This window comes from Ketogulonicigenium robustum (assembly GCF_002117445.1).
Classification (GTDB): Bacteria; Pseudomonadota; Alphaproteobacteria; order Rhodobacterales; family Rhodobacteraceae; genus Ketogulonicigenium; species Ketogulonicigenium robustum.
Genome location: NZ_CP019937.1, coordinates 1,415,921 through 1,441,952 on the forward strand (window position 1 = coordinate 1,415,921; position 26,032 = coordinate 1,441,952).

At 61.4% G+C, this 26,032-nt stretch carries 25 protein-coding genes; 13 read left to right on the forward strand and 12 right to left on the reverse strand.

Annotated elements, in window-relative coordinates:
* Positions 1–13 precede the first annotated feature (13 nt).
* The 4 genes from BVG79_RS07155 to BVG79_RS07170 form a co-directional block, all read right to left on the reverse strand.
* Complete coding sequence (locus BVG79_RS07155) at positions 14–1,438, reverse strand: NAD(P)(+) transhydrogenase (Re/Si-specific) subunit beta (RefSeq protein WP_085786284.1); 1,425 nt, start codon at positions 1,436–1,438, stop codon at positions 14–16.
* A 15-nt stretch (positions 1,439–1,453) separates the two neighbouring features.
* Positions 1,454–3,040: a Re/Si-specific NAD(P)(+) transhydrogenase subunit alpha gene (locus tag BVG79_RS07160; RefSeq protein ID WP_085786285.1), complete on the reverse strand. Its 1,587-nt coding sequence runs from the start codon at positions 3,038–3,040 to the stop codon at positions 1,454–1,456.
* A gap of 236 nt (positions 3,041–3,276) precedes the next feature.
* Positions 3,277–4,062, reverse strand: a complete 786-nt coding sequence (locus BVG79_RS07165) for a gamma-glutamyl-gamma-aminobutyrate hydrolase family protein (protein ID WP_085786286.1) — start codon at positions 4,060–4,062, stop codon at positions 3,277–3,279.
* A 93-nt stretch (positions 4,063–4,155) separates the two neighbouring features.
* Complete coding sequence (locus BVG79_RS07170) at positions 4,156–6,285, reverse strand: malate synthase G (protein ID WP_085787304.1); 2,130 nt, start codon at positions 6,283–6,285, stop codon at positions 4,156–4,158.
* Positions 6,286–6,479: 194 nt separating this feature from the next.
* Here BVG79_RS07170 and pepN point away from each other — a divergent pair, with 194 nt between their 5' ends.
* A complete protein-coding gene (gene pepN, locus BVG79_RS07175; RefSeq protein WP_085786287.1) occupies positions 6,480–9,044 on the forward strand; it encodes an aminopeptidase N in 2,565 nt (854 codons plus the stop codon).
* 54 nt (positions 9,045–9,098) lie between these two features.
* Here pepN and BVG79_RS07180 read toward each other — a convergent pair whose 3' ends face one another.
* Positions 9,099–9,707 carry a transglycosylase SLT domain-containing protein gene (locus BVG79_RS07180; protein ID WP_085786288.1) on the reverse strand — a complete coding sequence of 203 codons (609 nt, stop codon included), beginning with the start codon at positions 9,705–9,707 and terminating at the stop codon, positions 9,099–9,101.
* Positions 9,708–9,881: 174 nt separating this feature from the next.
* Between BVG79_RS07180 and gatB the strand changes: the two genes are divergently transcribed.
* Entirely contained in the window at positions 9,882–11,393 is a 1,512-nt protein-coding gene (gene gatB / locus BVG79_RS07185; protein WP_085786289.1) for an Asp-tRNA(Asn)/Glu-tRNA(Gln) amidotransferase subunit GatB, read from the forward strand.
* Positions 11,394–11,417: 24 nt separating this feature from the next.
* Positions 11,418–11,852 carry a DUF4177 domain-containing protein gene (locus tag BVG79_RS07190; protein ID WP_085786290.1) on the forward strand — a complete coding sequence of 145 codons (435 nt, stop codon included), beginning with the start codon at positions 11,418–11,420 and terminating at the stop codon, positions 11,850–11,852.
* A gap of 12 nt (positions 11,853–11,864) precedes the next feature.
* On the opposite strand, the gene BVG79_RS07195 is transcribed toward BVG79_RS07190, so the two are convergent.
* Positions 11,865–12,119, reverse strand: a complete 255-nt coding sequence (locus BVG79_RS07195; protein WP_085786291.1) for a BolA family protein — start codon at positions 12,117–12,119, stop codon at positions 11,865–11,867.
* A gap of 92 nt (positions 12,120–12,211) precedes the next feature.
* On the opposite strand from BVG79_RS07195, the gene BVG79_RS07200 reads away from it, so the two are divergent.
* The gene (locus BVG79_RS07200) at positions 12,212–12,847 is read left to right on the forward strand and encodes a J domain-containing protein (protein WP_085786292.1); all 636 of its coding nucleotides are present in this window, start codon (positions 12,212–12,214) and stop codon (positions 12,845–12,847) included.
* A 94-nt stretch (positions 12,848–12,941) separates the two neighbouring features.
* On the forward strand, positions 12,942–13,916 hold the full coding sequence (gene cobS / locus BVG79_RS07205) for a cobaltochelatase subunit CobS (protein WP_085786293.1): 975 nt from the start codon (positions 12,942–12,944) through the stop codon (positions 13,914–13,916).
* Positions 13,917–13,984: 68 nt separating this feature from the next.
* Here cobS and BVG79_RS07210 read toward each other — a convergent pair whose 3' ends face one another.
* Positions 13,985–14,569, reverse strand: a complete 585-nt coding sequence (locus BVG79_RS07210) for an NADPH-dependent FMN reductase (RefSeq protein WP_236951327.1) — start codon at positions 14,567–14,569, stop codon at positions 13,985–13,987.
* Positions 14,570–14,647: 78 nt separating this feature from the next.
* Between BVG79_RS07210 and BVG79_RS07215 the strand changes: the two genes are divergently transcribed.
* From BVG79_RS07215 to aat, 6 genes are all read left to right on the forward strand, one after another.
* Positions 14,648–15,019: a winged helix-turn-helix transcriptional regulator gene (locus tag BVG79_RS07215; protein ID WP_085786295.1), complete on the forward strand. Its 372-nt coding sequence runs from the start codon at positions 14,648–14,650 to the stop codon at positions 15,017–15,019.
* A gap of 48 nt (positions 15,020–15,067) precedes the next feature.
* A complete protein-coding gene (gene cobT / locus BVG79_RS07220; protein ID WP_085786296.1) occupies positions 15,068–16,933 on the forward strand; it encodes a cobaltochelatase subunit CobT in 1,866 nt (621 codons plus the stop codon).
* Between the two features lie 9 nt (positions 16,934–16,942).
* Entirely contained in the window at positions 16,943–18,745 is a 1,803-nt protein-coding gene (locus BVG79_RS07225) for an aminopeptidase P family protein (protein ID WP_085786297.1), read from the forward strand.
* A gap of 127 nt (positions 18,746–18,872) precedes the next feature.
* Positions 18,873–19,355 carry an acetyl-CoA carboxylase biotin carboxyl carrier protein gene (gene accB / locus BVG79_RS07230; protein ID WP_085786298.1) on the forward strand — a complete coding sequence of 161 codons (483 nt, stop codon included), beginning with the start codon at positions 18,873–18,875 and terminating at the stop codon, positions 19,353–19,355.
* A gap of 9 nt (positions 19,356–19,364) precedes the next feature.
* A complete protein-coding gene (accC, locus tag BVG79_RS07235) occupies positions 19,365–20,714 on the forward strand; it encodes an acetyl-CoA carboxylase biotin carboxylase subunit (RefSeq protein ID WP_085786299.1) in 1,350 nt (449 codons plus the stop codon).
* Positions 20,715–20,719: 5 nt separating this feature from the next.
* The gene (gene aat, locus BVG79_RS07240) at positions 20,720–21,352 is read left to right on the forward strand and encodes a leucyl/phenylalanyl-tRNA--protein transferase (protein ID WP_085786300.1); all 633 of its coding nucleotides are present in this window, start codon (positions 20,720–20,722) and stop codon (positions 21,350–21,352) included.
* Here the strand turns inward: aat and BVG79_RS07245 are convergent.
* From BVG79_RS07245 to BVG79_RS07260, 4 genes are all read right to left on the reverse strand, one after another.
* Complete coding sequence (locus BVG79_RS07245) at positions 21,316–21,678, reverse strand: DUF2155 domain-containing protein (protein WP_085786301.1); 363 nt, start codon at positions 21,676–21,678, stop codon at positions 21,316–21,318. The genes aat and BVG79_RS07245 overlap by 37 nt on opposite strands.
* The gene (locus BVG79_RS07250; protein WP_085786302.1) at positions 21,671–22,063 is read right to left on the reverse strand and encodes an NADH:ubiquinone oxidoreductase subunit NDUFA12; all 393 of its coding nucleotides are present in this window, start codon (positions 22,061–22,063) and stop codon (positions 21,671–21,673) included. Before BVG79_RS07250 ends, BVG79_RS07245 begins: the two co-directional genes overlap by 8 nt.
* Positions 22,064–22,088: 25 nt before the next feature.
* On the reverse strand, positions 22,089–23,360 hold the full coding sequence (clpX, locus tag BVG79_RS07255) for an ATP-dependent Clp protease ATP-binding subunit ClpX (RefSeq protein ID WP_085786303.1): 1,272 nt from the start codon (positions 23,358–23,360) through the stop codon (positions 22,089–22,091).
* Positions 23,361–23,510: 150 nt separating this feature from the next.
* Positions 23,511–24,134, reverse strand: a complete 624-nt coding sequence (locus BVG79_RS07260; RefSeq protein WP_085787305.1) for an ATP-dependent Clp protease proteolytic subunit — start codon at positions 24,132–24,134, stop codon at positions 23,511–23,513.
* 278 nt (positions 24,135–24,412) lie between these two features.
* Here BVG79_RS07260 and BVG79_RS07265 point away from each other — a divergent pair, with 278 nt between their 5' ends.
* Together BVG79_RS07265 and BVG79_RS07270 are read left to right on the forward strand one after the other, a co-directional pair.
* Positions 24,413–24,793 carry an ElaB/YgaM/YqjD family protein gene (locus tag BVG79_RS07265; RefSeq protein WP_085786304.1) on the forward strand — a complete coding sequence of 127 codons (381 nt, stop codon included), beginning with the start codon at positions 24,413–24,415 and terminating at the stop codon, positions 24,791–24,793.
* Complete coding sequence (locus BVG79_RS07270) at positions 24,793–25,137, forward strand: phage holin family protein (RefSeq protein WP_085786305.1); 345 nt, start codon at positions 24,793–24,795, stop codon at positions 25,135–25,137. Before BVG79_RS07265 ends, BVG79_RS07270 begins: the two co-directional genes overlap by 1 nt.
* Positions 25,138–25,151: 14 nt before the next feature.
* Here BVG79_RS07270 and BVG79_RS07275 read toward each other — a convergent pair whose 3' ends face one another.
* Entirely contained in the window at positions 25,152–26,018 is an 867-nt protein-coding gene (locus tag BVG79_RS07275; RefSeq protein WP_085786306.1) for a YihY/virulence factor BrkB family protein, read from the reverse strand.
* Positions 26,019–26,032: the final 14 nt, after the last annotated feature.

The following is a 26,032-nucleotide window of genomic DNA, read 5'->3' on the forward strand; positions in this document are numbered from 1 at the left end:
GCCGAGAACAGGCTTAGTTGATCTTCGGCAGCAGCTCGTCCAGCGACTTTTTGGCGTCGCCGTAGAACATGCGGGTGTTGTCTTTGTAGAACAGCGGATTCTCGATACCCGAGTAACCGGTGCCCTGCCCGCGCTTCGACACGAAGACCTGCTTGGCCTTCCACACTTCCAGCACAGGCATGCCGGCGATCGGGCTGTTCGGGTCTTCCTGCGCCGCAGGGTTCACGATGTCGTTCGAGCCGATGACGATCACAACATCCGTATTGGGGAAGTCGTCGTTGATCTCGTCCATCTCCATCACGATGTCATAGGGCACTTTGGCTTCGGCCAGCAGCACGTTCATGTGGCCCGGCAAACGGCCCGCAACGGGGTGAATGGCGAAGCGCACTTCTTTGCCGGCTGCGCGCAGCTTGCGCGTCAGTTCGGACACCGACTGTTGGGCCTGCGCCACCGCCATACCGTAACCCGGCACGATGATGATGCTGTCGGCATCGTTCAGCGCACTGGCGACACCGTCGGCATCAATCGCGATTTGCTCGCCCGTCACTTCCATCGCGGGACCTTTGGCCGCACCGAAGCCGCCCAAGATAACCGAGACGAACGACCGGTTCATAGCCTTGCACATGATGTACGACAGGATGGCACCCGACGAGCCCACCAGCGCACCAGTGACGATCAGCAGGTCGTTGCCAAGGCTGAAGCCGATGGCCGATGCAGCCCAGCCCGAATAGCTGTTCAACATGGACACAACGACGGGCATATCCGCACCGCCGATGCCCATGATCAGGTGGTAACCGATGAACAGCGCCAGCACCGTCATCAGCAACAGCGCCCAAGCGCCGGCACCGTTCAGATACGCGACCAGCAGAATCAGCGACAGAACAGCCGCACCAGCGTTCAGCCAGTGGCCGCCCGGCAGCTTGGTCGCCTTACCCGTGATTTTGCCCGACAGTTTTCCAAAGGCGATAATCGACCCCGTAAAGGTCACCGCGCCGATAAACACGCCAAGGAAGGTTTCAACTTTCAGGATGTTCACCTCGACCGGCGTTTTATGCGCGATCAGCGCGGCAAAACCGGTCAGCGTGCTGTGGTCAACATGCGCGACGCCCGACAGGACGATATGCGTGTTGATACCAATGAAAACGGCAGCCAGACCGACGAAGCTGTGCAGCGCGGCAACCAGCTGCGGCATCGCGGTCATCTCGACCGTCTTTGCCAGCCACCAGCCCAATACGCCGCCGATGATAATGGCAAGACCGACCAGCCAGTAGAAACCGACCGAATCCCCCATCAGGGTTGCCAGCACGGCCACAGCCATACCGGCGATACCATACCAGACCGCACGCTTCGCGCTTTCTTGCCCCGACAGACCGCCAAGGCAGAGGATGAACAGGATGGCCGAAGCAATATAGGCCGCTGAAACAAGAGCGTAAGACATTTACCCTGCCCTTCCTTACGACTTTTGGAACATGGCGAGCATCCGCCGTGTGACAAGGAAACCGCCCACAATATTGATCGAGGCAACGAGGATCGAGATCGCCGACAAAATAACGATCAGCCACCCGCCCGAGACCTCGGCGCCAGCACCGATCTGCAGCAGCGATCCCAGAATGATGATGCCCGAAACCGCATTGGTCACGGCCATCAGCGGGGTGTGCAGGCTGTGGCTGACGTTCCAGATCACTTGGAAGCCCACGAAACACGCCAGCACGAACACGACGAAGTGCGCCATGAAGCTCTCGGGCGCGACCGAGCCGACCAGCAGCAGCAGCAGTGTGCCGATCACCAGCATGCCGACCTGCGTGACGGTCTGTTTTTTGAACGTGGCGGCCTCGGCAGCCTTCTTTTCTTCGTGGGTCAGCTCTTTCGGCTTGGCGGAGGGCTTGGCCGCTGCAATTGCCTGAACCTTCAGGGGGGGCGGCGGGAAGGTGATCGCGCCGTCGTTCGTCACGGTCGACGAACGGATCACGTCGTCTTCCATGTTCTGCACCAGCACGCCATCTTTCGCGGGCGTCAGGTCGGCGATCATGTGGCGAATGTTGTTCGCATACAGCGTCGAGGATTGCGCAGCCATCCGCGAGGGGAAGTCGGTGTAGCCCACAATCGTGACGCCGTTGTCCGAGACGACCTTTTGGTCGGCCACGGTCAGGTCACAGTTGCCGCCACGCTCGGCGGCCAGATCGACCACGACCGAGCCGGGCTTCATCGCCTCGACCATGTCTTTGGTCCACAGCTTGGGCGCAGGGCGGTTCGGGATCAGCGCGGTGGTGATCACGATATCCATATCGGGCGCCAGCGCGCGGAACTTCTCCAACTGCTTGGCGGCGAATTCGGGGCTCGACGGTTTGGCATAGCCACCCGTCTCGGCACCGTCTTGGTTGTCGGCGAAGTCGAGGAAGACAAACTCGGCCCCCATCGATTCAATCTGCTCGGCCACTTCGGGGCGCACGTCGAACGCATAGACAATCGCGCCCAACGAGGTTGCAGCACCAATCGCGGCCAGACCCGCAACGCCCGCACCGACGACCAGAACCTTAGCCGGCGGCACTTTACCCGCAGCGGTCACTTGCCCCGTCAGGAAGCGCGGGAAGTTGTTCGCCGCCTCGATCACCGCGCGGTAGCCCGCAAGGTTGGCCATCGACGACAAGGCATCCATCTTTTGCGCGCGCGAGATGCGCGGCACCATTTCCATGGCGATGACGGTTGCGCCGGCAGCCTTCGCGGCCTCCATCCCTTCGGCGTTCGCCGCGGGGTTAAAGAAGCTGATCAGCGTCTGATCCTTGCGCAGCAAGGCGTTTTCAGCCGCGGTCGGCTGGCGAACCTTGACGACAACATCGGCCTCGGCCCACAACGCGGCGGCGCTGGGAACCACGGTCACGCCAGCGGCCTGATAGGCTGCATCGCTGAAGCCCGCGCCAATACCGGCGCCGGTCTCGATCAGGCAGCTATGCCCCAGCTTCTGCAAATCCTTGGCCGAAGCGGGGGTCATCGCGACCCGGGCTTCGCCCTCATAAATCTCTCTCGGTGCACCGATTTTCACGGGCCTTCTCCCCCTTCGTTCACGTCAGGTGGCTGACAACATGCGCTGCGGGCGTACCGCAACCTATTCCGCAAAAGGACTGCCCCTCGCAAGAATATTTCACAAAGCCACAGTTTCACCTTCAGGAAAGAATTGATGGCGCAATTCATTCCCATCTACAATGGCTCTATAGCATAAAAAATCGCGCGCCGCACTTTAACGCACGATGACGGGCGGCGCCGGGCGACGAATAGGCCTTAGGCCGGAACCATCGTTGCCTTTTGCGTATCGGCCCAGCGCGTTACGGCATCCCCGAACGACGAAAACAGCGCGTGCGAAACAGGATCTTGCGTCGCGCGCCATTCTGGGTGCCATTGCACCGACATGGTGAACCCTGGGGCGCCATCGACATAGATCGCCTCGGGCGTGCCGTCATCGGCCAAGCCGTCAACGCGAATGCGCGCGCCGGGGGTCTTGATGCCCTGCCCGTGCAGAGTGTTGGTCATCACTTCCTCGGCCCCCAGCATCTGCGCAAAAAGCCCGCCCTTGGACAAAGTCACGCGGTGGCGCAGCGCGTAGCGTTCCTCCAGGGTGCCTTCGGGGGGCATGCGGTGGTTCATGCGGCCCGGCAGATCGCGGATTTCAGGGTAAAGCGTGCCGCCCATGGCGACGTTCACTTCCTGAAAACCGCGGCAGATCCCCAGGAACGGCTGCCCACGCTGCACGCAGGCGCGGATCAGCGGCAGCACCACAGCATCGCGGTTCCGGTCGAAATCGCCGTGGGCGGGGGTCGGCTCCTCGCCATATTCTTCGGGGTGCACGTTCGGGCGGCCGCCGGTCAGAATGAAGCCGTCGCAGGTCTCTAGCAGGTCGTTCAGCGTGACCATGGCCGGATTGGGCGGCACGATCAGCGGCATCGCGTTCATAATCTGCGCGACGGCCGTCGCCTCCATCTGGCCCGCAGCCATTACCGGGAAACGTTCGTTCAGCAGGTAATTATTGGCGATGATTCCGATGACGGGGCGGCGCGACGGGCGTGACATAGACCTCTACTCGATCAGCTGGGCGCCCGCGCGGCAAAGGGCGCGGGCTGTGGCAATTGATTGAGTGTTGCCCACCCCGCGCCCTTCGGCAAGTCACATCTGGGCTTTTCGTTGCAGTCGCCGCTGGTGCAGCACCGGTTCGGTGTATCCCGATGGCTGTTCGCGCCCCAAAAAGACCAAATCGCAGGCAGCTTGAAAAGCCAGCCCATCATATGCGGGCGCCATCGGCACATAGGCGGGATCGCCCGCGTTCTGGCGATCAACAACAGCGGCCATCTTGCGGAATGCCTCGGTCAGCTGCGCGGGGGTGATAACGCCATGGTGCAACCAGTTCGCCAACGCCTGCGCGGAAATGCGGCAGGTGGCGCGATCCTCCATCAATCCAACGTCGTTGATATCGGGCACCTTGGAACAGCCAATACCTTGGTCGATCCAGCGCACCACATAGCCCAGAATACCCTGCACGTTATTGTCCAGCTCGCGCGCGACATCCTCGGGGGTGAAGTTGCGGCCGGTGGCGACCGGCACCGTCAGCAGCGCGTCCAGCGTGCCGCGCGGCCCGCCCGCGGCGATTTGCGCCTGACGCGCGGCGACGTCGATCAGGTGGTAATGCAAAGCGTGCAGTGTGGCGGCAGTGGGTGATGGCACCCACGCGCAATTCGCGCCAGCCTCGGGGTGCGCGACCTTTTGGGCCATCATATCAGCCATCCGGTCGGGCATCGCCCACATCCCCTTGCCGATCTGCGCCTTGCCACGCAGCCCGCATGCAAGGCCGATGTCGACGTTGCGCGCTTCATACGACTGGATCCACGGCTGAGACTTCATCTCGCCCTTGGGCAGCATCGGCCCCGCTTCCATCGCGGTATGTATTTCGTCACCCGTGCGGTCGAGGAAGCCGGTATTGATGAACGCCACCCGCGACTTCGCCGCGCGGATACATTCCTTCAGGTTCACCGAGGTGCGGCGTTCTTCGTCCATGATACCCAGCTTGACCGTGTCACGCGGCAGGCCCAGCAGATCCTCGACAAAGGCAAAAACCTCGGCGGCGAAGGCGACCTCGGCGGGGCCGTGCATCTTGGGCTTCACCACATAAACCGTGCCCGTGGCGGAATTGCGCGGCCCGTGGCGGCGCAAATCATGCAGCGCGATTAGCACCGTCACCGCTGCATCGACCAGCCCCTCGAACGCGTCCTGCCCTGCGGCGTCTTTGATAAACGGGTTGGTGGTCAAATGGCCGACGTTGCGCACCAACATCAGGCTGCGCTGGCGGACGGTAAATTCGGCGCCGTCCGGCGCGGTGAAGGTGCGATCTGCGGCGATCTGGCGGGTGATGGTCTGGCCGGCTTTATCGAACGTCTCGACCAGATCGCCGCGCATTAGCCCCAGCCAGTTACGATAGGCCAGCGTCTTATCCGCCGCATCGACCGTCGCGACGGAATCCTCGCAATCCATGATGGTGGTCAACGCGGATTCAACGCGCACGTCAGCAATACCCGACGGATCGCCCTGCGCGTTCGCATCTTCAGGATCAACTTTAATCTCAATACCCAACCCGTTCACTTTGAACAGGAAAGATGAATCAGTTGATCCAACAAACTGACGGGGGTCTTTCAGCCCGACGCCCCCGACAGTCAAAGCACCATCGGTGACGGCCAAAGTGCCAGCGCCCTGCCAGCTTCCCGTGGCCAGCGGCACAACCTTGTCCAAATGCGTGCGAACCCAGCCGATGACGGCTTTAGCACGGGCGGGGTCAACCTCCCCCTTTGGCGGCAGGCTTCCCAGCGCATCGGTGCCGTAGAGCGCGTCGTAAAGCGAGCCCCAGCGCGCATTCACCGCATTCAGCGCAAACCGTGCATTGGTGATAGGCACCACCAGTTGCGGCCCCGCAAGCGAGGCGAATTCAGGGTCGGTATCGCGGGTTTCAATGGCGAAATCGGGGCCCTCGGGCTCGATATATCCGATCTCCTCCAGAAAAGCGCGATAGGCGGCGACGTCAAACGCCTGACCGCGATGGGCGATGTGCCAGTCATCGATCTGGCTTTGCAGATCGGCGCGGCGCTGCAGCAGCGCGGCATTGCGCGGGCCAAAGTCGTTGACCAGCGTGGCAAGGCCACCCCAGAACACTTCGGGTGCAACACCCGTACCCGGCAAGGCCTCGTCCTCGATGAACTGCGCCAAGGCCTGCGCGACGCTAATACCGCCACGCGCAACATAATCCTGCATTTCGCCCTCCTCCGACGATCGGTTACCCCAGCGGTAGAACAAAGACAGCGTCGGGGCAAGAATTGGCTGTTGCCGTTGGGTTTTCACGCGATAAGAACTTGCTGCAACGCGCCTTCGCGCCTAGGTCTGGCGCGACACCGGCGTGGCCGCTGCAACACCATGCAGCCCCCGCCGGACAAAGCAGGGAGGCTTTGATGCCAGCGAACCAGACGTCCGTCGTGCAGCCCCAGAAGATCTATCTGGCCGATTACACCCCCCCGACCTATCTGGTCGAGCACGTCGACCTCACCTTTCGCCTTGCCCCCAAAAACACCCGCGTTCTGGCGCGCATCCGCTTTGTCCCGAACCCGGCCGCGACCAGCCGCGATTTCTTTTTGCATGGCGAATTGCTGACGCTGATCAACGCCAGCATTGACGGGACGCCCGTCACCCCGACGCTGGTCGAGGGTGGCTTGAGCTGCGATGTACCCGACGCGCCTTTCACTTGGGAATCCGAGGTCGAGATCGCGCCGATCGAAAATACCGCGCTTGATGGCCTCTATATGTCAGACGGCATGTATTGCACCCAATGCGAGGCCGAGGGCTTCCGCCGCATCACATACTACCCTGACCGCCCCGATGTGATGGCCCCCTTCACCGTGCGCATCGAAAGCGATCTGCCGGTGCTGCTGTCGAACGGCAACCCCGCCGATCGCGGGGCCGACTTTGCCGTCTGGCACGACCCTTGGCCGAAACCCAGCTACTTGTTCGCATTGGTGGCGGGTAATCTGGTGGCCAAGCGCGGCAGCTTCGACACCATGTCGGGCAAGCACGTCGACCTTGCCGTCTGGACGCGCCCCGCAGACGCCGCAAAAGCCGACTTTGCCGTGGGCGCCCTTCAGCGCGCCATGAAGTGGGACGAAGACGTCTATGGCCGCGAATACGATCTGGACGTGTTCAACATTGTGGCGGTGTCCGACTTCAATTCCGGTGCGATGGAAAACAAGGGGTTGAACATTTTTAATACCGCCGCCGTTCTGGCCAGCCCCGACACGGCAACCGACCTCGACTACGAGCGGGTCGAAGGCGTCATCGCGCACGAATATTTCCACAACTGGACGGGCAACCGCATCACCTGCCGCGATTGGTTCCAGTTGTCGCTGAAAGAGGGGCTGACAGTCTTCCGCGACCAACAGTTCACGGGCGATCTGCACGGCCACGCGACCAAGCGCATCCGCGATGTCATCAAGTTGCGCGCGCGGCAGTTCCGTGAAGATAACGGCCCCCTCGCCCATAACGTGCGCCCCGAAAGCTTTGTCGAGATCAGCAATTTCTACACCGGAACCATCTATGAAAAAGGGGCCGAGGTCATCCGCATGCTGCGCACGCTGGTTGGGCCCGAGGCCTATGCCAAGGCGCTGGATCTGTATTTCGCCCGTCATGACGGCCAAGCTGCCACGATTGAAGATTGGCTACAGGTGTTCGTCGATGCGACCGGCCGCGACCTGACGCAGTTCAAGCGTTGGTATAGCCAAGCAGGCACCCCGCGCGTCGCCGTGACCGAAGACTATACCGACGGCACCTTGACCCTGACCTTGCGCCAGACGACCCCACCTACCCCCGGTCAGACGGACAAACAACCGCTGGTCATTCCGGTCGCAGTGGGCCTGCTGAACCCCAACGGCGACGAAGTCGTGCCGACGACGGTGCTGGAACTGACGGGTGCCGAACAAACCTTCACCTTTAGCGGGTTGGCCAGCCGGCCAGTGGCGTCGGTTCTGCGGGGCTTCTCGGCGCCTGTCATTTTGCAGCGCGAACAATCGGCCGAGGAACTGGCGTTTCTGATGGCACATGACACCGATTCCTTTGTACGGTGGGATTCGGGGCGTGCGCTAGCCTGCCAAGTGCTGGTCAGCATGGTGCGCGATCACGCCGCACCCCTGCCCGCCTATCTGGATGCCATCGCAGCGACGCTGGCCGACGAAACGCTAGACCCCGCGCTGCGCGCTTTCGTCCTTGATCTGCCGTCCGAGGAAAGCACCGCCCAGACCCTGTTTGATCTGGGCGCCACCCCCGAACCCGACGCGATTCATGATGCGCACGAGGCTTTGAAAAATCATCTGGCCGAGCATATGGTCACGCTGCTGCCGCAAGTCTACGCCGCGTGCCAGATCAACGAAGCCTACACGCCCGATGCGGCGCAGGCCGGCAAGCGGGCGCTGGCGAATGCAGTGCTGAACCTGATCTCGCGCAACGATGGCGGCGCGACCGCCGAGATGCAGTTTACGGCCAGCAACAATATGACCCTGTCGCTAGGCGCCCTGCACAGCCTGTTGGACGTCGGCCAAGGGCGCGCCGAGCTTGCCGCGTTTGCGCAGCGTTGGGCCGACGACCGGCTGGTGATCGACAAATGGTTCAGCCTGCAGGTCTCGCTGGCCGCGCCGCGCCGCTTGTTGGCGGTTTTGACCGATTTGACCGGGCTGGAAAGCTTTGACTGGAAAAACCCGAACCGATTCCGCGCGGTGTTTGGGGCCATCACCAGCAACCCCGCAGGCTTCCATCAGGCCGACGGCAGCGTCTACCGCCTGATGGCCGACTGGCTAATCCGCCTCGATTCGGCGAATCCTTGGACAGCCTCGCGCCTGTCGGCCGCCTTCGATGGCTGGCGTCGGTATGACAAGGCGCGCCAAGGGCTGATGCGCGCGCAAATCGAGCGCATTGCGAAAACCCCAGCCATCTCGCGCGAGATGGCGGAAATGGTGGGCCGGATGTTGGGCTGACGATGCCCGACTATCGCCAAATCAAAAGGCCGGACGCTATGTCCGGCCTTTTTATCAACCTGCGCAGTAAGGTTGCGCCGAGACCCAGCGCGCCATCTGCGCGCGTTTCTCGGGGTTGGTAAACGGCCCCCAGTCGGCAGCAAGGCCGCCGCGACCGGTCGCCACAACGCCATCGCGCGTTACGGCGCTGGTGGCGATGCGGACCGCGCATTCCAAATTCGATGTACCATCTTGCAGCGCGGTGCCTGATTTTGCATCGCATCCATGGCCTTGCGCGGTTGCAGGTGCGATCTGAACCAACCCGAACCAACGCCCGCCGCCGCCAACAGCCTGCGGGTTCCAAGTGCTTTCGTGCCGCGCAAGGGCCGAAAAAAGCCCCGCCCAGAAGGCCGCGCGGTCATCCTCGGACGCAGTTGCGTAGCCGGGGCACCATGTCGAGATGTCGCTGGGAACTTCGGACAGCAGCGGCGCGCCTTCGGTGCGCAGGGCGTCAAGCGTGGCTTCTGTCCATTGGGGGGCCTCGGCGCGGTGATCCCACTGCATAATGGGCAGTGCAGCTGGTACGGTGGCTTCGGTACTCACACAGGCCGATAGTGGCACTATTGCCGCAGCAGCAAGGCCCAAAGCCAGCCATCTGCGGATCGATAGGGTTACGGTCGACAATTGTCCCGGTCTTTCGACTGTTTCATCGGGCCGAACAATTGCTACGAAACGACAGGCTGTCTACCCACCCAAATCGTGATCGGCAGAAACCCGCGCACCCCCTGCCGCCCCGCCAAGGCTTGAAGCGGGGCGCGGCAGGCCTTACAGAACGTGCGAAACCAGAGGAATGTGACAATGCTGGATCTGACTTACGATGCACCAAAGCCCAAGGTAATCGCCGGGGCGAAATATGACTGGGAACTGGTCATCGGCCTGGAAGTGCATGCGCAGGTCGCCACCAATGCCAAGCTTTTCTCGGGCGCATCGACCGGCTTTGGGGCCGAACCCAACAGCCACGTCGCCTTTGTGGACGCGGGCATGCCCGGTATGCTGCCTGTCATCAACGAAGAATGCATTGCCCAAGCCGTCCGCACCGGGCTGGGCCTGAAGGCGCAGATCAACCTGCGCTCGGCGTTTGACCGCAAGAATTATTTCTACCCCGATCTGCCGCAAGGCTATCAAATCTCGCAGCTTTACCACCCCATCGTGGGCGAAGGCGAAGTGCTGGTCGAAATGGGCCCCGGCATTGCCCGCCGCGTCCGGATCGAGCGTATCCATCTGGAACAAGACGCTGGTAAGTCGATCCACGATATGGACCCGCACATGTCCTTCGTCGATCTGAACCGCACTGGCGTTGCGCTGATGGAAATCGTCAGCCGCCCCGACATTCGCGGCCCCGAGGAAGCCGCCGCCTATGTTGGCAAGCTGCGCCAGATCATGCGCTACTTGGGCACCTGCGACGGCAACATGCAAAACGGCAACCTGCGCGCCGATGTGAACGTGTCGGTCTGCCGCCCCGGCGCCTATGAAAAATTCATGGAAACCGGTGACTTCGGCTACCTTGGCACACGGTGCGAGCTGAAGAACATGAACTCGATGCGCTTCATCCAGCAAGGCATCGAATATGAGGCCCGTCGCCAGATCGCTATTTTGGAAGACGGCGGCACGATCGATCAAGAAACCCGCCTGTACGACCCCGAAAAGGGTGAAACGCGCAGCATGCGGTCCAAGGAAGAGGCGCACGATTACCGCTACTTCCCCGACCCCGACCTGTTGCCGCTAGAGATCGAGCAAGCGTGGGTTGACGACATCGCCGGCAAGCTGCCTGAACTGCCAGACGCCAAAAAAGCGCGCTTCATGGCCGCCTTCGGTCTGACCGAATATGACGCCAGCGTGCTGACGGCAGAATCGGAAAACGCGGTCTACTTCGAGGAAGTCGCCCAAGGCCGCGACGGGAAGCTGTCGGCCAACTGGGTCATCAACGAACTGTTCGGCCGCCTGAAGAAGGACAACCGCGAGATTAAAGACAGCCCCGTATCGCCTGCCCAACTAGGCGGCATCGTGGCGCTGATCTCCTCAGGCGACATTTCGGGCAAGATCGCCAAAGACCTATTCGAGATCGTCTACACCGAAGGCGGCGATCCGGCCGAGATCGTCGAATCGCGCGGTATGCGTCAGGTCACCGATTTTGGCGCGATCGAAACAGCAGTCGATGAAGTCATCGCTGCCAACCCCGCACAGGTTGAAAAAGCCAAAGCCAACCCCAAATTGGCAGGGTGGTTCGTGGGTCAGGTCATGAAGACGACTGGCGGCAAGGCGAACCCGGCGGCTGTGAACGACATCGTCGCGCGCAAGCTGGGTCTTTAACGCCCTCGGCAAAGGAGCAAGGCCATGACTTTTGAATATCGCGTCGTCGCAGCCCCACGCCGTGCAGAAAAGCACCGTGGCGCTAAATCGACCGAGGACCGCTTCACCCGCACCCTGGAAGTGCTGATGAACGAGATGGCCGCCGACGGCTGGGATTACCAGCGCGCCGAAAGCCTACCTTGCGAAGAACGCCATGGCCTGACGGGGCGCACGACGGTGTATCAAAGTGTGCTGGTTTTCCGCCGGCCGGTCGCCGCGCCGCAGCAGGCGCCAGCTATCGCACCCACCGCCCCCGCAAGCGCGGTACCTGCGCCCACGATCGCCGCGCCCAAAGTGGCGGATGCGCCAGCGGCCCAGCCCCGCGTTACCCCTTCGTTGGGGGGTGCGGCACTGGGCGGCGCAACCGCAGATGAGCCGCCGCTTAAATCGGCTATTATTCCGCCTCTGAAAGCGGACTAGCCCGCACAGCACTTAATCGAGGTTGAGCGAAAGCGCGTGGATTTTGCCCATAATATCTGCGCCCAGCGCAGTGTGAATCGCGCGGTGTCGTTCGATTCGGGTCATCGGCGCCAGGCTTTCGGCGCGCATGTCCACGATCCAATGCGACTCGCCGCCCTCGGTATAACCCGCATGGCCACGGTGACGTTCGCTATCGTCGGTCACGTTCAGGTGCTGGGGTTCAAAGGCAGCGGTCAGGCGCGCGCGGATTTGTTCGGCCATCGTCATATTTTTCAACCATCCTCTTCAATTCTCTGACGCTTCATCTAAACTCTCGCCCTCGAGTCGGGAAGGCAGGCAGTGTCGGAAAGGCAGTCACGATGAAAAGCGACCCCTTCGGTTTTGATATATCCGTATCAACCGCAAAAAAGAAAAACCCGCGCGCAAGACGCGGAATGTCGGGTGCGGTCGAAACATCGAACCGCAACTGCGACAAGCCGGGCTGCGAGGCACACGGCCAATTCCGTGCGCCCAAATCGCCCGATACGCTGGATGATTTCTGGTGGTTCTGCAAAGACCACGTGCGCGAATACAATCTGAAGTGGAACTTTTTCGAGGGCGTGCCCGAGACCGAGTTGCAAGACCAGATCGACAGGGAAAAGGCCTGGGGCCCGACCAAGCCCTTTGGCAAGCGCACGGACGAGCAACGCGCTTGGGCGCGCCTTGGCGTTGATGACGCGCATGAAGTGCTGGGCGAGAATGCTACCCGCAACCACGGCCGCGCGGGCCCCGAAGGCGCCCGCCGCCGCCTGCCCCCCACCGAACGGCGCGCCGTCGAGATTCTGGAAGTCGCCGAAACCGCGACCAAGGTCGAGATCCGCAAGGCCTACAAGGCGCTGATCAAGATGCTGCACCCCGACATGAACGGCGGCGACCGCAGCCAGGAAGAACAACTGCAGCAAGTCGTTTGGGCGTGGGAACAGGTCAAGGAAAGCCGCAGTTTCCGCGACGAATAGCGCTGGCTGCCCAAAGCTGCGGCAAGCGCGCCTGACTGGCTTGCACATCACACGCGGATCATCCACTAGTCAGGAAAAGCATTTGGGGAAGATCATGGCGACAGACAACGTCAAACCGACCGAGGATGTCTCGGTCCGCGAGGTTTTCGGTATCGACACCGACATGCACGTAAAGGGTTTTGCCGAGGCAAGCGACCGCGTGCCCGCGATCGACCCGACGTACAAGTTCGATCCCGACACGACCTTGGCAATTCTGGCCGGGTTCGCCTACAACCGCCGCGTGATGATCCAAGGGTATCACGGCACAGGTAAATCGACCCACATTGAGCAGGTCGCTGCGCGTCTGAACTGGCCGACCGTTCGCGTGAACCTTGATAGCCACATCAGCCGTATCGACCTGATCGGTAAGGACGCGATCAAGCTGAAAGACGGCGTGCAAGTGACCGAGTTTCAGGAAGGCATTCTGCCTTGGGCCCTGCGCAACCCCGTCGCCATTGTGTTTGACGAATACGACGCAGGCCGTCCTGATGTAATGTTCGTCATCCAACGCATATTGGAAACCGATGGCAAGCTGACCCTGCTGGACCAGAATCAGATCATCGACCCCCACCCCTTCTTCCGCATTTTTGCGACGGCCAACACTGTGGGTCTGGGCGATACGACGGGCCTTTACCACGGCACGCAGCAGATCAACCAAGCCCAGATGGACCGTTGGTCGCTGGTGGCCACGCTGAACTACCTGAGCCACGACGCAGAAACTGCGATTGTGCTGGCCAAGAACGCCCACTACAACACGACCGAAGGCCGCAAGACTGTCAGCCAGATGGTCGCCCTCGCCGACCTGACGCGCAAGGCCTTCATCAACGGCGAGTTGTCGACCGTGATGAGCCCGCGGACCGTGCTGGCATGGGCCCAGAACGCCGAGATCTTCCGCAATGTCGGCTATGCGTTCCGCCTGACCTTCCTGAACAAATGCGACGAGCTGGAACGTCAGACCGTGGCCGAGTTCTACCAGCGCTGCTTCGCCGAAGAACTGCCCGAAAGCGCCGTTTCCACTGCGATCAAATAAGCGGCCCGGCCACGCAACAAAAAAACCCCGCCAAACGGCGGGGTTTTCTGTTTCAGGCAGCGCCCTGATTAGCCGCGAGCGGCCTTCAGTGCGTTCGCCCACCAGACCAGATCGTCGAAGGTGGCTTTGACAGCGCCGTCCAGCGCGGGGGCCACATCCGACATCGGTGCGTTCACGCCGCCCAAGGGGTGGACCTTGAAGAACTCGCCGCCGCCCAGGTGGATGGCGTTGCGGACGGGGGCCATTTGCAGCTCGACCGCGATACCGCGCAGGTGCTCGACCGCACGGCCAGCGCCCAGACCGCCGTAACCGAAGGCCGACATCGGCTTGCGGGCCCATTCGACCGACGATTGATCAAGCGCGTTCTTCAGCGCGCCGGTGATCGAGTGGTTGTATTCGGCGGTGACGAACAGGTAGCCGTCGAATTCGCCGATTTTCTTTTGCCATGCGATAGCAGCGGGATCTTGCGAGGGAACCCAAGCGTTCGAAGCAACTTCGTTGAACAGCGGCAGATCGAAGTCTTTCAGATCAACCAGCTCGGCGTCGAAGTCGTCGCGGGCTTGGGCTTGTTCCAGAATCCATTGGGCGGGCTTGTCGGCAAAGCGCGAATCGCGGGTCGAGCCGATGATGATTGCAATCTTGGGCTTGGACATGTTGGTTTCCATTGGTTTGTGAGTTACGATTGGTTACCATAAAGCGCAGCGGCAAAGCTGGCGCAAGAAGGCACGATTATGCAACCAGATTACCATGACGAAACCTCTAGCTGCTTGCGCGCCAGCGAACTGCTGGGACGAATCGCCAATAAATGGACGCTTCTGATCGTACGCGAGCTGGGAACAGGGCCGAAACGCTTTAATCTGCTGCGACGCGACATTGGCGATATCTCGCAAAAAATGCTGTCCAGCACCCTTAAATCATTAGAGCGTGACGGGATTGTGATCCGCGATGTGACCCCGACGATGCCGCCGCAGGTCGAATACAGTCTGACCGCCTTGGGCCGCGACATGAAGGCCCCCGTCGAAGCGCTGGCAAGCTGGGCGATTCAAAATGCGGATACGATTGATGCAGCCCGCAAGCGATTCGACATGCACAACCACGGCTAAGGGCGACTGGCCCTTGCCCGTACGCGCGCGTGGTGGTTTATCTTAGGCATGACAAACACGCCCGACAACCCCGCAGATCCGTTCAAGAAAGCCTTGGCCGAGGCGACCCGCGTGCTGGCCGATGACCCAGATCTGTCGGTCAGCTATACGCTGGACCCGCCGGGCCTGTCGGGCGATGCCATGCGCCTGCCGCAAGTCAGCCGCCGCCTCACCCGCGAGGAAGTGTTGCTGGCGCGGGGCACCGCTGACGGTTTGGCGTTGCGCCACCGCTATCACGACCCGCAAATTGCCGCGCGCTACGCCCCGCAAGGCCCCATCGCGCGCGAGCTGTATGAGGCGATGGAAGCAGCCCGTGTCGAGGCGTTGGGCGCGCGTTTCATGCCCGGCACCGCCGACAACATCGACGCCCGCATTGCCCATGACGCGCAGCGCAAAGGGTACGAGCAAATCCGTAACCAGAAAGACGCGCCGCTAGCGACTGCTGCGGGTTATCTGGTGCGGCAGCTTGCCACCGGGCGCGACCTGCCCGCCGGCGCCGACAACGTGTTGAGCCTGTGGCGCGATTATATCGAGTCCCAATCCGGCGCACGTCTGGATCAAGTCGTCGAGCTGCTGGATAACCAGCAAGCCTTTGCCCGCTTTGCCCGCGCCGTCATTGGCGATCTAGGCTATGGCGACCAGTTGGGCGATGACCCCGATGTCGAGGATCCCGAATCCGAAGAAGACGCCTCCGAGCAGGAGGAGGAAGAAGCCCCCGAGTCGCCCGGCGGAGACGAGGAAGAAGACGAGCAGGACAGCGCCCCCGAGCGGAGCCAAGACGAGCAGCAAGATCAGGCCGAGGCACAGGTTTCAAGCGACGAGGATGACGATTCCGAGGATGTCGAGGAACAGCAGTCCCCTGACGCCGACGCCCCGCCCGAGCCGCCGACGCCCGCGCCCTATTCAGACGCCGACCCAACCTACAAGGTCTTCACGACCGAATTCGACGAGACAATCGCCGCCGAAGATCTGGCCGATACGACTGAACTCGAGCGTCTGCGCGCTTATCTCGATCAACAGCTTGACCCGCTGAAGGGCGCTGTGGGCCGCCTTGCGAACAAGCTGCAACGCCGCCTGATGGCCCAGCAAAACCGCAGCTGGCAGTTCGACCGCGAGGAAGGCATCCTTGATGCCGCGCGGCTGGCGCGTGTGGTTGCGAACCCCACCCTGCCCCTATCCTTCAAAGTCGAAAAAGACACCGAATTCCGCGATACCTGCGTGACGCTGGTGCTGGACAACTCGGGCTCGATGCGCGGCCGCCCCATTTCGATCGCGGCGATTTGCGCCGACATTCTGGCGCGCACGCTGGAGCGGTCGGGGGTGAAGGTCGAGATTTTGGGCTTCACCACGCGCGCGTGGAAGGGTGGCCAATCGCGCGAGGCGTGGCTGGCTGCTGGCCGCCCCGCCCAGCCGGGGCGTTTGAACGACCTGCGCCACATCATCTACAAGGCCGCCGACGCCCCGTGGCGGCGCGCCAAGGCCAACCTCGGCCTGATGATGAAGGAAGGCCTGCTGAAGGAAAACATCGACGGCGAAGCGCTGGAATGGGCGCATCGCCGCCTTGGGGCCCGCCCCGAAGCCCGCAAGATCATGATGATCATTTCGGACGGCGCGCCGGTGGATGATTCCACCCTATCGGCCAACCCGTCGACCTTCTTGGAAAAGCACTTGCGCGACGTGATCGCCATGATCGAAAAGCGAAAACAGGTCGAGCTGATAGCTATCGGAATCGGGCACGACGTGACGCGCTATTATCAACACGCCGTCACCATTACAGACATCGACCAACTGGCCGGCGCAATGACAGAACAACTGGCCGCGCTATTTGAATCGGACCCGCGCAAACGCGCGCGGGCCATGGCCAACCGCAAGTAAGGACCTGCCATGTACCAGAATTACACCGTCGCCTCGCGTCCCGAACAAGGCCCGCCGCGGCTGGCGGCCCTGCGGGCGCAGATGGCAGCAGCAGGGGTCAACGCGTGGTTGGTGCCGCGCGGCGATGCGTGGCGGGGCGAATACGTCGCGCCCTGTGACGAACGCCTTGGCTGGCTGACCGGCTTCACCGGTTCCGCCGGTTTCAGCGTGGTCACCATGGACGAGGCAGGCGTCTTCATCGACGGGCGCTATCGCTTGCAGGTGCGCAAGCAGGTCGCTATGCCCGAATTCACCCCCGTCCCCTGGCCCGAGGAACAGCTGACCGACTGGCTCGCCCCCCGCCTGAACAGCGGCGATGTGCTGGGCTTTGATCCGTGGCTGCATTCGATCGACGAAGTGAAGGCGCTGCATAAAACCTTCGACCCCAAGGGCGTCGCGCTGAAGCCGCTGGAGAACCTTGTTGACCTGATCTGGACCGATCGCCCCGCCCCGCCCGCCGACCCGTTCACCGTGCATCCACTGGAATTTGCGGGCGTAGACCACGCCACCAAACGCGCGCAAATCGCGACAGGCCTGCAAGCTGCGGGGGCGGATGCGGTTGTCATCACGCTGACCGATTCCATCGCGTGGCTGCTGAACATCCGCGGCACCGACGTGGCGCACAACCCGATCCCGCACGCGTTCTTGATCTTGCGGGCCGATGGCACCGGCACGCTGTTCGCCCGCCCTGGCAAAGCCGACGACGTCCGCGCGCATCTGGGCGATGACGTCGCCGTGCAGGATCAGGCCGATTTTCTGCCCGCACTGGCTGCGCTGGGCGGCAAGGTGCAGATCGACCCGGCAAATGCCGCGTCGATTATCGGCAGCACTCTTGTCGGCGGCGGAGCGACGTTGATCCCCGCCCTCGACCCCTGCCTGATGCCCAAGGCGTGCAAAAACCCGGCCGAGATCGAGGGTATGCGTCTGGCACAAGACCGCGACGCTGTCGCCATGATCAACTTCCTTGCATGGCTGGATGCCGAGGCCCCGAAGGGCGCGCTGACCGAGATCGACATCGCCGTCCAGCTGGAAGGGTTCCGCACCGCGACCAACGCCCTGCGCGAGATCAGCTTTCCGACCATCGCGGGCGCTGGCCCGAATGGGGCGATCATGCACTACCGCGTGAACGAGGAATCGAACCGCCGCCTGAACACGAACGAATTGATGCTGGTCGATTCCGGTGGCCAATACGCCGACGGCACCACAGACATCACGCGCACAATGCTGGTCGGCACCGCACCCAGCGATTCCATTGAAAACTACACCCGCGTCTTGCAGGGGCTGATCGCAATCAGTCGCGCCCGCTTCCCGCGCGGTGTGGCCGGCATGCATTTGGACACGCTGGCCCGCTTCAATCTATGGACAGCTGGCCGCGACTTCGATCATGGCACCGGCCATGGCATCGGGGCCTACCTGTCGGTGCACGAAGGCCCCGTGCGCCTGTCGCGCATCTCCGACATCCCCCTGCGCGAAGGCATGGTTCTGTCGAACGAGCCCGGCTATTACCGCGAGGGCGACTACGGCATCCGTCTGGAAAATGCGATCACCGTTGTTGCGGCACCAGCGCTGGCAGGGGCAGATGCACGCGACATGTTGGCCTTTGAAACGTTAACCTACGTCCCGTTCGACCGCCGCCTGATCGACGCCAATCACCTCTCGCGCGATGAAACCGACTGGATTAACGCCTATCACGACGAGATCATCCGTCGCTACAGCCCGCGTCTTTCCGGCGATGTTAACGTTTGGCTGAAACAAGCCTGCGCGCCCCTTTAGCGCACGCACGGAACACCCCTGTGAAGGCTTGCTGACCACAGCAAGCTTTCCTCGGTCGGCAAGATCGCCTATAAAGCCCGAAATCACGGCCATTTGGCCCCAAGACTGTAAAAAACGCGAGGAAAATATGAGCGAACAGACCTCTCACGACAGCGATGTCAGCTTTATCCGTGCTTTGGCCGAACTACTGCGCGAGAACGAACTGACCGAGCTGGAGGTCAAGCGCGAGTATGGTGACGACAACACGTTGAACGTGCGGGTCAGCCGCCAAGTTCAAACCATCGTCCAAGCTGCGCCCGTGATGGCCGCCGCCCCTGTGGCTGCTGCCCCCATCGCCGCCACCGTTGCTGCAACCGCAGCCGACCCCGCATCGCACCCGGGCACCGTGAAATCGCCAATGGTGGGCACCGCCTATCTGCAACCCGAACCGGGTGCACCGTCGTTCATCACAGTTGGTGCCTCTGTCAAAGAAGGCGATACGCTGCTGATCATCGAAGCGATGAAAACGATGAACCAGATCCCGGCGCCGCGTGGCGGCAAGATCACTCAGATCCTGATCCAAGATGGCGAGCCCGTCGAATACGGCGCCCCGCTAGTCGTTATCGAGTAAGGTCGCACCATGTTCGATAAAATCCTGATCGCCAACCGGGGCGAAATCGCCCTGCGCGTGATCCGCGCCGCGCGCGAGATGGGGATTGCCACCGTTGCTGTCCACTCGACAGCCGATTCCGACGCCATGCACGTGCGCATGGCCGACGAGGCCATCTGCATCGGGCCGCCGCCCTCGTCGCAAAGCTACCTGTCGTTCCCCGCGATCATCGCTGCGTGCGAAATCAGCGGGGCGCAGGCGATCCACCCGGGCTACGGCTTCTTGTCGGAAAACGCGAACTTTGTGCAAATCGTTGAAGATCACGGGCTGACCTTCATCGGGCCGCGCGCGGAACACATTCGCATCATGGGCGACAAGATCACCGCCAAAGATACGATGAAAGCGCTGGGCGTGCCCTGCGTGCCGGGTTCCGATGGTGGTGTGCCCACCGTCGAGGACGCCCGCCGCGTCGCGCTGGAGATCGGATATCCCGTCATCATCAAGGCGACTGCCGGTGGCGGTGGGCGCGGTATGAAGGTCGCCCAAGACGCGACCGAGATCGACCGCGCGTTCCAGACGGCCCGTTCCGAGGCGAAAGCCGCCTTCGGCAACGACGAAGTCTATATGGAAAAGTACCTGACCACCCCGCGCCACATCGAGGTGCAGGTGTTTGGTGATGGCAAGGGCAAGGCCGTGCACTTGGGCGAGCGTGACTGTTCGCTGCAGCGCCGCCACCAAAAGGTGCTCGAGGAGGCCCCCGGCCCGATCATCACCGCCGAAGAACGCGCCCGTATCGGCAAGACCTGTGCCGACGCTGTCGCGCAGATCGGCTATGCCGGCGCAGGCACGATCGAGTTCCTGTACGAGAATGGCGAGTTCTATTTCATCGAAATGAACACCCGCCTGCAGGTCGAACATCCGGTGACCGAGGCCATCTTCGGGGTTGATCTGGTGCGCGAGCAAATTCGCGTAGCATCGGGGCTGCCCTTGTCGTTCGAACAGGACGACCTGAAGATCAACGGCCACGCGATTGAGGTCCGGATCAACGCCGAGAAGGTTCCCGCCTTCACACCCTGCCCTGGCAAAATCACCCAATACCATGCGCCCGGCGGCCTTGGTGTTCGGATGGATTCGGCAATCTATGACGGCTACTCGATCCCGCCCTACTACGACAGCCTGATCGCCAAGCTGATCGTGCATGGCCGCGACCGGACCGAGGCGCTGGCGCGCCTGCATCGCGCGCTGGGCGAGCTGATTATCGACGGCGTGGACACGACGATCCCGCTGTTTGACGCGCTGCTTGCTGACCCGCAGATTCAATCGGGCGACTACAACATCCACTGGCTGGAAAGCTGGTTGGAAAGCTACAACGCCCAATAAGAACGATGGCCGCCTTAACGCCTGATGACGTTTTGGCGGCCTATCGCTTCGGCATTTTTCCGATGGCCGAAAGCCGCGACGACCCGCACCTGTTTTGGGTCGACCCCGAGATGAGGGGCTTGCTGCCCATCGACGGCCTGCATATTTCACGTAGCCTTGCGCGGCGGATCAGGCGACAAGATTTCCGCATCACCTACGATACTGCGTTTCACCCTGTCATGGCAGGTTGTGCTGATCGGCCCGAGACATGGATCAACCCTCCGATCTTTACGCTCTACAGCGCCCTTTACGACATGGGGCATGCCCATTCGGTCGAGGTCTGGTCTGGTGACGATCTGGTTGGCGGCAGTTACGGCCTGAAAATCGGTGGCGCGTTTTTTGGCGAGAGTATGTTTTCCCGTCAAACAGATGCCTCCAAGGTCGCCCTCGCCTACCTGACGACATCGCTACGCAGCGCGGGCTACAGCTTGTTTGACACCCAATTCCTCACCCCTCACCTCGCCAGCCTTGGCGGGCACGAGGTGCCCCGCAAAAGCTATCGCGAGATGCTGAGCAAGGCAGTTGCAAGGAAAACCGAGGCGAAGCTGCGCGTTCCGCAGGTTCACGAGGTGCTGCAGCTCAGCGGCCAGACATCGTAACGGGCATTGTCCAGCGCGTTGATCGCCGGCGAAGATGCGATCATCCAGCCCATAAAGATGGGCTCGAGGTTGTTTCCGAATTGGATCGTCAGCATCTGAAACGCATCGCCTGCCGGGTTTTCAGTCGGAAATCGGCAATCACCCAAGGTGACAGTCAGCATGCCCACACGGCCACTTTCGCCGTTACGCAGGCTCAAATCAGTCACCGTGCCGCTCAGCTTATCCAGCACGCGCAGCGAACCACCGGGTGCCGAGGTCGCGGCTTCTTGCGCTAGGGTTGCGGCAGGCAGGCAAACGACAAGCAGCAGCGCGGAAAGTTTACGCACGCTGCACCTTGGATGCAGCCTCGGGCGACCAAGCTTCGTAATCCTCGCGCACCACAGGCACCTTGCGCAGGATTGAACCTGCGGGAACCCAAACCGCATCAGACCCAGTGGGGTTGGCTACGGCAGGCAAGCCCGCCAAAACATCGGTCGGAATTTCGTTCGTGGAATGGTGCAACCAACCATGCCATGCAGGAGGGATCACGCTGGCGTCGTTTTCGCCCGCATAAATCACCCAGCGACGTTCGCGCGCGCGGTCGGTGTAATAGATATTACCCTGACCGTCTTTTCCCACCTGAACGCCCATGCGCCAAGTGAAAAACTGGGTGTTCAGCGTGCGGCCATTCCACCAGGTAAATAGACGCGACACGGTTTTCAGTATGCCCATCTTTCCCTCTTGTATGGCCACCGCCTCAGCTGGCTGAGACGGCGGCTTTCTTTTCCTCGCCGTGGATCTGCAAGGGCTTGGCCCCCTGATTCACCGACTCTTCGTTGACGACAACTTCGGACACAGTGTCCAAACCGGGCAGCTCGAACATCGTATCCAACAAAATGCCTTCCATGATCGACCGCAGCCCGCGCGCACCGGTTTTACGCTCGATCGCTTTTTCGGCGATGGCCTTCAGCGCATCCTCGGTAAAGGTCAGCTTCACGCCTTCGATGTCGAACAAGCGTTGGTATTGCTTGACCAGCGCGTTCTTCGGCTCGCTCAGAATTTGGATCAGCGCAGCGACATCCAGGTCGGTCAGCGTCGCGATCACTGGCAGACGACCGACAAATTCGGGGATGAGGCCGAATTTCAACAGGTCTTCAGGCTCCAGATCCATGAACAGCTCGCCCACGCCGCGCTCGTCCACCTCGCGGACACTGGCGTTAAAGCCCATGCCCTGCCCTTTGGAACGCTGCGCGATAATGCGGTCTAGACCGGCAAAGGCACCGCCACAGATGAACAGGATGTTCGTCGTGTCGACTTGCAGGAATTCTTGCTGCGGGTGCTTGCGGCCACCTTGCGGGGGAACGCTGGCAACCGTGCCTTCCATAATCTTCAACAGCGCTTGCTGCACACCCTCGCCCGACACGTCGCGCGTGATCGAGGGGTTGTCGGATTTGCGCGTGATCTTGTCGACTTCGTCGATGTAGACGATGCCGCGCTGCGCGCGCTCGACGTTGTATTCGCTGGCCTGCAGCAGCTTCAGGATGATGTTTTCGACATCCTCGCCCACGTAGCCCGCTTCGGTCAGCGTGGTGGCATCGGCCATGGTGAAGGGTACATCCAGAATGCGCGCCAGCGTTTGCGCCAGCAGCGTCTTACCCGAACCAGTCGGGCCGATCAGCAGGATGTTCGACTTCGCCAGTTCGATGTCGTTATTCGTTTTGGCGGCGTGGTTCAGGCGCTTGTAGTGGTTGTGCACAGCGACCGAGAGGACGCGCTTGGCGTGTTCTTGGCCGATGACGTAATCATCCAGCACCGCGCAAATTTCGCGCGGGGTGGGCACGCCATCTTTGACCTTCAAAGCGCCGGTCTTGGTTTCTTCGCGGATGATATCCATGCACAGTTCGACGCATTCGTCGCAGATGAATACCGTTGGGCCTGCGATCAGCTTGCGCACCTCGTGCTGGCTTTTGCCGCAAAAGCTGCAATAGAGGGTATTTTTGCTGTCGCTGCTGCCGGATGTGCTCGCCATCTTGCTCCTCTGGCCCTCGCCAAGTTCGGTGGGGTTTTGCCCCGCAATAAGAACGTAGGACAGGGCTGTCCCGTCTACAATGCCAAATTCCGTATGCCCTTCGCTTTCGTAAGGGCATGGCTAACGGACGGCGGTGCCGCCCGTCGCTATTTACTTCGCCGGAATATCTTCGCGCTTTTCCAAAATCGCGTCGATCAGGCCGAAAGCTTTGGCTTCGGCAGGCGACAGGAAGTTGTCGCGATCCAGCGCGGCCTCGACCGCTTCGTAATCTTGGCCGGTATGGTGGACATAGATCTCGTTCAGGCGGCGCTTCAGCTTTTCGCTTTCGCGGGCGTGGATCATGATGTCGGTCACCTGCCCTTGGAACCCGCCCGAGGGCTGGTGAACCATCACGCGGCTGTTCGGCAGCGAGAAGCGCATGTCTTTCTCACCAGCTGCCAGCAACAGCGAGCCCATCGAAGCCGCCTGCCCGATGACCAGCGTCGAAACCTTGGGGCGAATATACTGCATAGTGTCGTAAATCGACAGGCCCGATGTCACAACGCCGCCGGGGCTGTTGATATACATCGAGATTTCTTTCTTGGGGTTTTCCGCCTCGAGGTGCAACAGTTGTGCCACGATCAGCTGGCTCATGCCATCCTCGACCGGGCCGCTGACGAAAATAATACGTTCTTTCAGCAAGCGCGAGAAAATATCGTAAGCGCGTTCGCCGCGGCTGGTTTGTTCGACCACCATCGGAACGAGGTTCATGTAGGTTTCAACGGGATCGCGCATCGTTCCTGCTTTCTTGATGGCGACGGCAGGGCCGCCGCTGAATGAAAAGTCCTGAATCAAAGTTGTAGTGGCCCGCGCGGGCAGCTTCAAGCCTTGCCGCCCGATAGATCGCGCGGCAGCCCGCTTTGCCGCCCGCTGGCGGCGCGCGCCGGAAAGATTTATGAACGAAAACGTTGCAACGCGGTTATTTACGCCCATATCATAAAATGTACGTGACGTTGTTAACGCGGCGACCACGGCAACAACCCGTGTTGATCGCCACCAAGAGGAGCAATGAAATGGCTACCACTGAAAAGACGACGACCGAAAAGCAGGCTGAAAAGCAAGCTGACAAGGTGATTTCCGATCTGCAGGATCAAGTTGCTTCGTTGAAGGCCGAATTGGGCCGCATCACCGAAAATTTTGCCGATGCCGGCAAAGACGCTGCCCGTGGCCTCAGCGAGCGTGCGGGTGAAGCAGTAAAGACGGCCAAAACCCGTGCCCGCGACATCGCATCCGACGTCGAGGATCGCGCACATGTCGAGGCCGAGCGCCTGAAAGAGGGTGCCGCCCGTGGTTACGAGCAGGCCTCGGACTTCATTAGCAAGCAGCCGGGCACAGCCGTCGGTCTTGCCGCTGGTGTCGGGTTCCTGCTGGGCGTTCTGATGAACCGCCGCTAATGTTTTCGCAGATCGAAGCCAAGATCGAAGCGGTTACGCGGCGCAGTCTTTTGACGCTACTGGCGGCGATCAGCTTGCTGATCGGGCTGGCGTTCCTGACTGTCGCTGCGTGGATCGCGCTGGCCGACTTGGCCAGCACCTTGGTTGCGGCGTTGGTTATTGCCGGCGTCTGGGTGATTGGCGGCGCGATCATGCTGCTGCTGGCGGGGCGCGATAAGCCGCCTGCCCAGCCGGCAGCGCCGCCCGCGCCCTCGATAGACCCTGCTCTTGCGCTGATTTCGGCATTTTTAACTGGGTTCACATCAGGCGCAACGCGCAATAACGACCGCGATCGCGAACACTAGACCAAGGCGCGGCCCTATATCACGGCCGCGCCGCGTCTTGCGGCGATTTCCGCATTCAGCGCGCCGCCCAGCAGCACCAGATATGCACTGATATAGAGCCACATCATCAACGCGATGACGGCACCGATAGATCCGTAAACCTCGTTGTAATTGCCGAAGTTCCCGACATAGAGGGAAAAGGCGTAGCTGACAGCCAGCCACAACCCCAGAACGATAACCGATCCGGGTGTGATCCAACTGAACCGCAAACCGCGCCGCCGCTGCGGCCCATAGCGATAGAGCAGCCCCAGACAGAACAGCACCGAGGTGAGCAGCAGCGTCCAACGCAGCACGTTCAGCAAGGTTGCGACATTGCCAGGCGGGTCGAAGAACACCACGATCAGCGGCACGATGACAGTTGCCAGCAAGCCGATCATCGCAATGCCGACCAGCGCAATCGTCATCATCATCGCAACGAAAGTATGCACGAATCCATTGCGCGCGGGGGTGCCCTGCATCGCGTTCAACCCTTCAGCCAGCGCCCCAACGCCTGCGCGCGCCGACCATAGGGCAACCAGCGTCGAAACCGTCGTCGCCCACCCCAGCGTGCGCGGGCCCGGTGCGATCAGCCGGTTCACCTGATCTGCGACCAAATCATAGGCGGCGGGCGGCATGAATTCGCGCGCCATCGCCAGTTGGTTTTGTACAACCACCGGGTCGGCCAACATACCGAACAGCGCGATGAGCGCGGTCAGCGCCGGAAAAAGGCCGAAGACCCCCCAGAAGGCAACGCCTGCCGCGATCAGGCCAACATGCTCGCCCGAGCCACGATTCCACACGTCCATCAAAAACACAAACGCGCGCCGGATGGGCAGCGGTACAACTTTGACAAGCTGCTTCAAACGGATCTCCAGAC

Excerpts from the sequence above, each read along its gene's own strand:
- BVG79_RS07170 (WP_085787304.1), bottom strand. The coding sequence starts at position 6,285 with ATGCAGGATTATGTTGCGCGTGGCGGTATTAGCGTCGCGCAGGCCTTG.
- gatB (WP_085786289.1), top strand. The coding sequence starts at position 9,882 with ATGCTGGATCTGACTTACGATGCACCAAAGCCCAAGGTAATCGCCGGG.
- BVG79_RS07210 (WP_236951327.1), bottom strand. The coding sequence starts at position 14,569 with ATGTCCAAGCCCAAGATTGCAATCATCATCGGCTCGACCCGCGATTCG.
- pepN (WP_085786287.1), top strand. The coding sequence starts at position 6,480 with ATGCCAGCGAACCAGACGTCCGTCGTGCAGCCCCAGAAGATCTATCTG.
- BVG79_RS07260 (WP_085787305.1), bottom strand. The coding sequence starts at position 24,134 with ATGCGCGATCCCGTTGAAACCTACATGAACCTCGTTCCGATGGTGGTC.
- BVG79_RS07190 (WP_085786290.1), top strand. The coding sequence starts at position 11,418 with ATGACTTTTGAATATCGCGTCGTCGCAGCCCCACGCCGTGCAGAAAAG.
- clpX (WP_085786303.1), bottom strand. The coding sequence starts at position 23,360 with ATGGCGAGCACATCCGGCAGCAGCGACAGCAAAAATACCCTCTATTGC.
- BVG79_RS07165 (WP_085786286.1), bottom strand. The coding sequence starts at position 4,062 with ATGTCACGCCCGTCGCGCCGCCCCGTCATCGGAATCATCGCCAATAAT.
- cobT (WP_085786296.1), top strand. The coding sequence starts at position 15,068 with ATGACAAACACGCCCGACAACCCCGCAGATCCGTTCAAGAAAGCCTTG.
- BVG79_RS07195 (WP_085786291.1), bottom strand. The coding sequence starts at position 12,119 with ATGACGATGGCCGAACAAATCCGCGCGCGCCTGACCGCTGCCTTTGAA.
- accC (WP_085786299.1), top strand. The coding sequence starts at position 19,365 with ATGTTCGATAAAATCCTGATCGCCAACCGGGGCGAAATCGCCCTGCGC.
- aat (WP_085786300.1), top strand. The coding sequence starts at position 20,720 with ATGGCCGCCTTAACGCCTGATGACGTTTTGGCGGCCTATCGCTTCGGC.
- BVG79_RS07265 (WP_085786304.1), top strand. The coding sequence starts at position 24,413 with ATGGCTACCACTGAAAAGACGACGACCGAAAAGCAGGCTGAAAAGCAA.
- BVG79_RS07250 (WP_085786302.1), bottom strand. The coding sequence starts at position 22,063 with ATGGGCATACTGAAAACCGTGTCGCGTCTATTTACCTGGTGGAATGGC.
- BVG79_RS07225 (WP_085786297.1), top strand. The coding sequence starts at position 16,943 with ATGTACCAGAATTACACCGTCGCCTCGCGTCCCGAACAAGGCCCGCCG.
- accB (WP_085786298.1), top strand. The coding sequence starts at position 18,873 with ATGAGCGAACAGACCTCTCACGACAGCGATGTCAGCTTTATCCGTGCT.
- BVG79_RS07155 (WP_085786284.1), bottom strand. The coding sequence starts at position 1,438 with ATGTCTTACGCTCTTGTTTCAGCGGCCTATATTGCTTCGGCCATCCTG.
- BVG79_RS07215 (WP_085786295.1), top strand. The coding sequence starts at position 14,648 with ATGCAACCAGATTACCATGACGAAACCTCTAGCTGCTTGCGCGCCAGC.
- BVG79_RS07200 (WP_085786292.1), top strand. The coding sequence starts at position 12,212 with ATGAAAAGCGACCCCTTCGGTTTTGATATATCCGTATCAACCGCAAAA.
- BVG79_RS07270 (WP_085786305.1), top strand. The coding sequence starts at position 24,793 with ATGTTTTCGCAGATCGAAGCCAAGATCGAAGCGGTTACGCGGCGCAGT.
- cobS (WP_085786293.1), top strand. The coding sequence starts at position 12,942 with ATGGCGACAGACAACGTCAAACCGACCGAGGATGTCTCGGTCCGCGAG.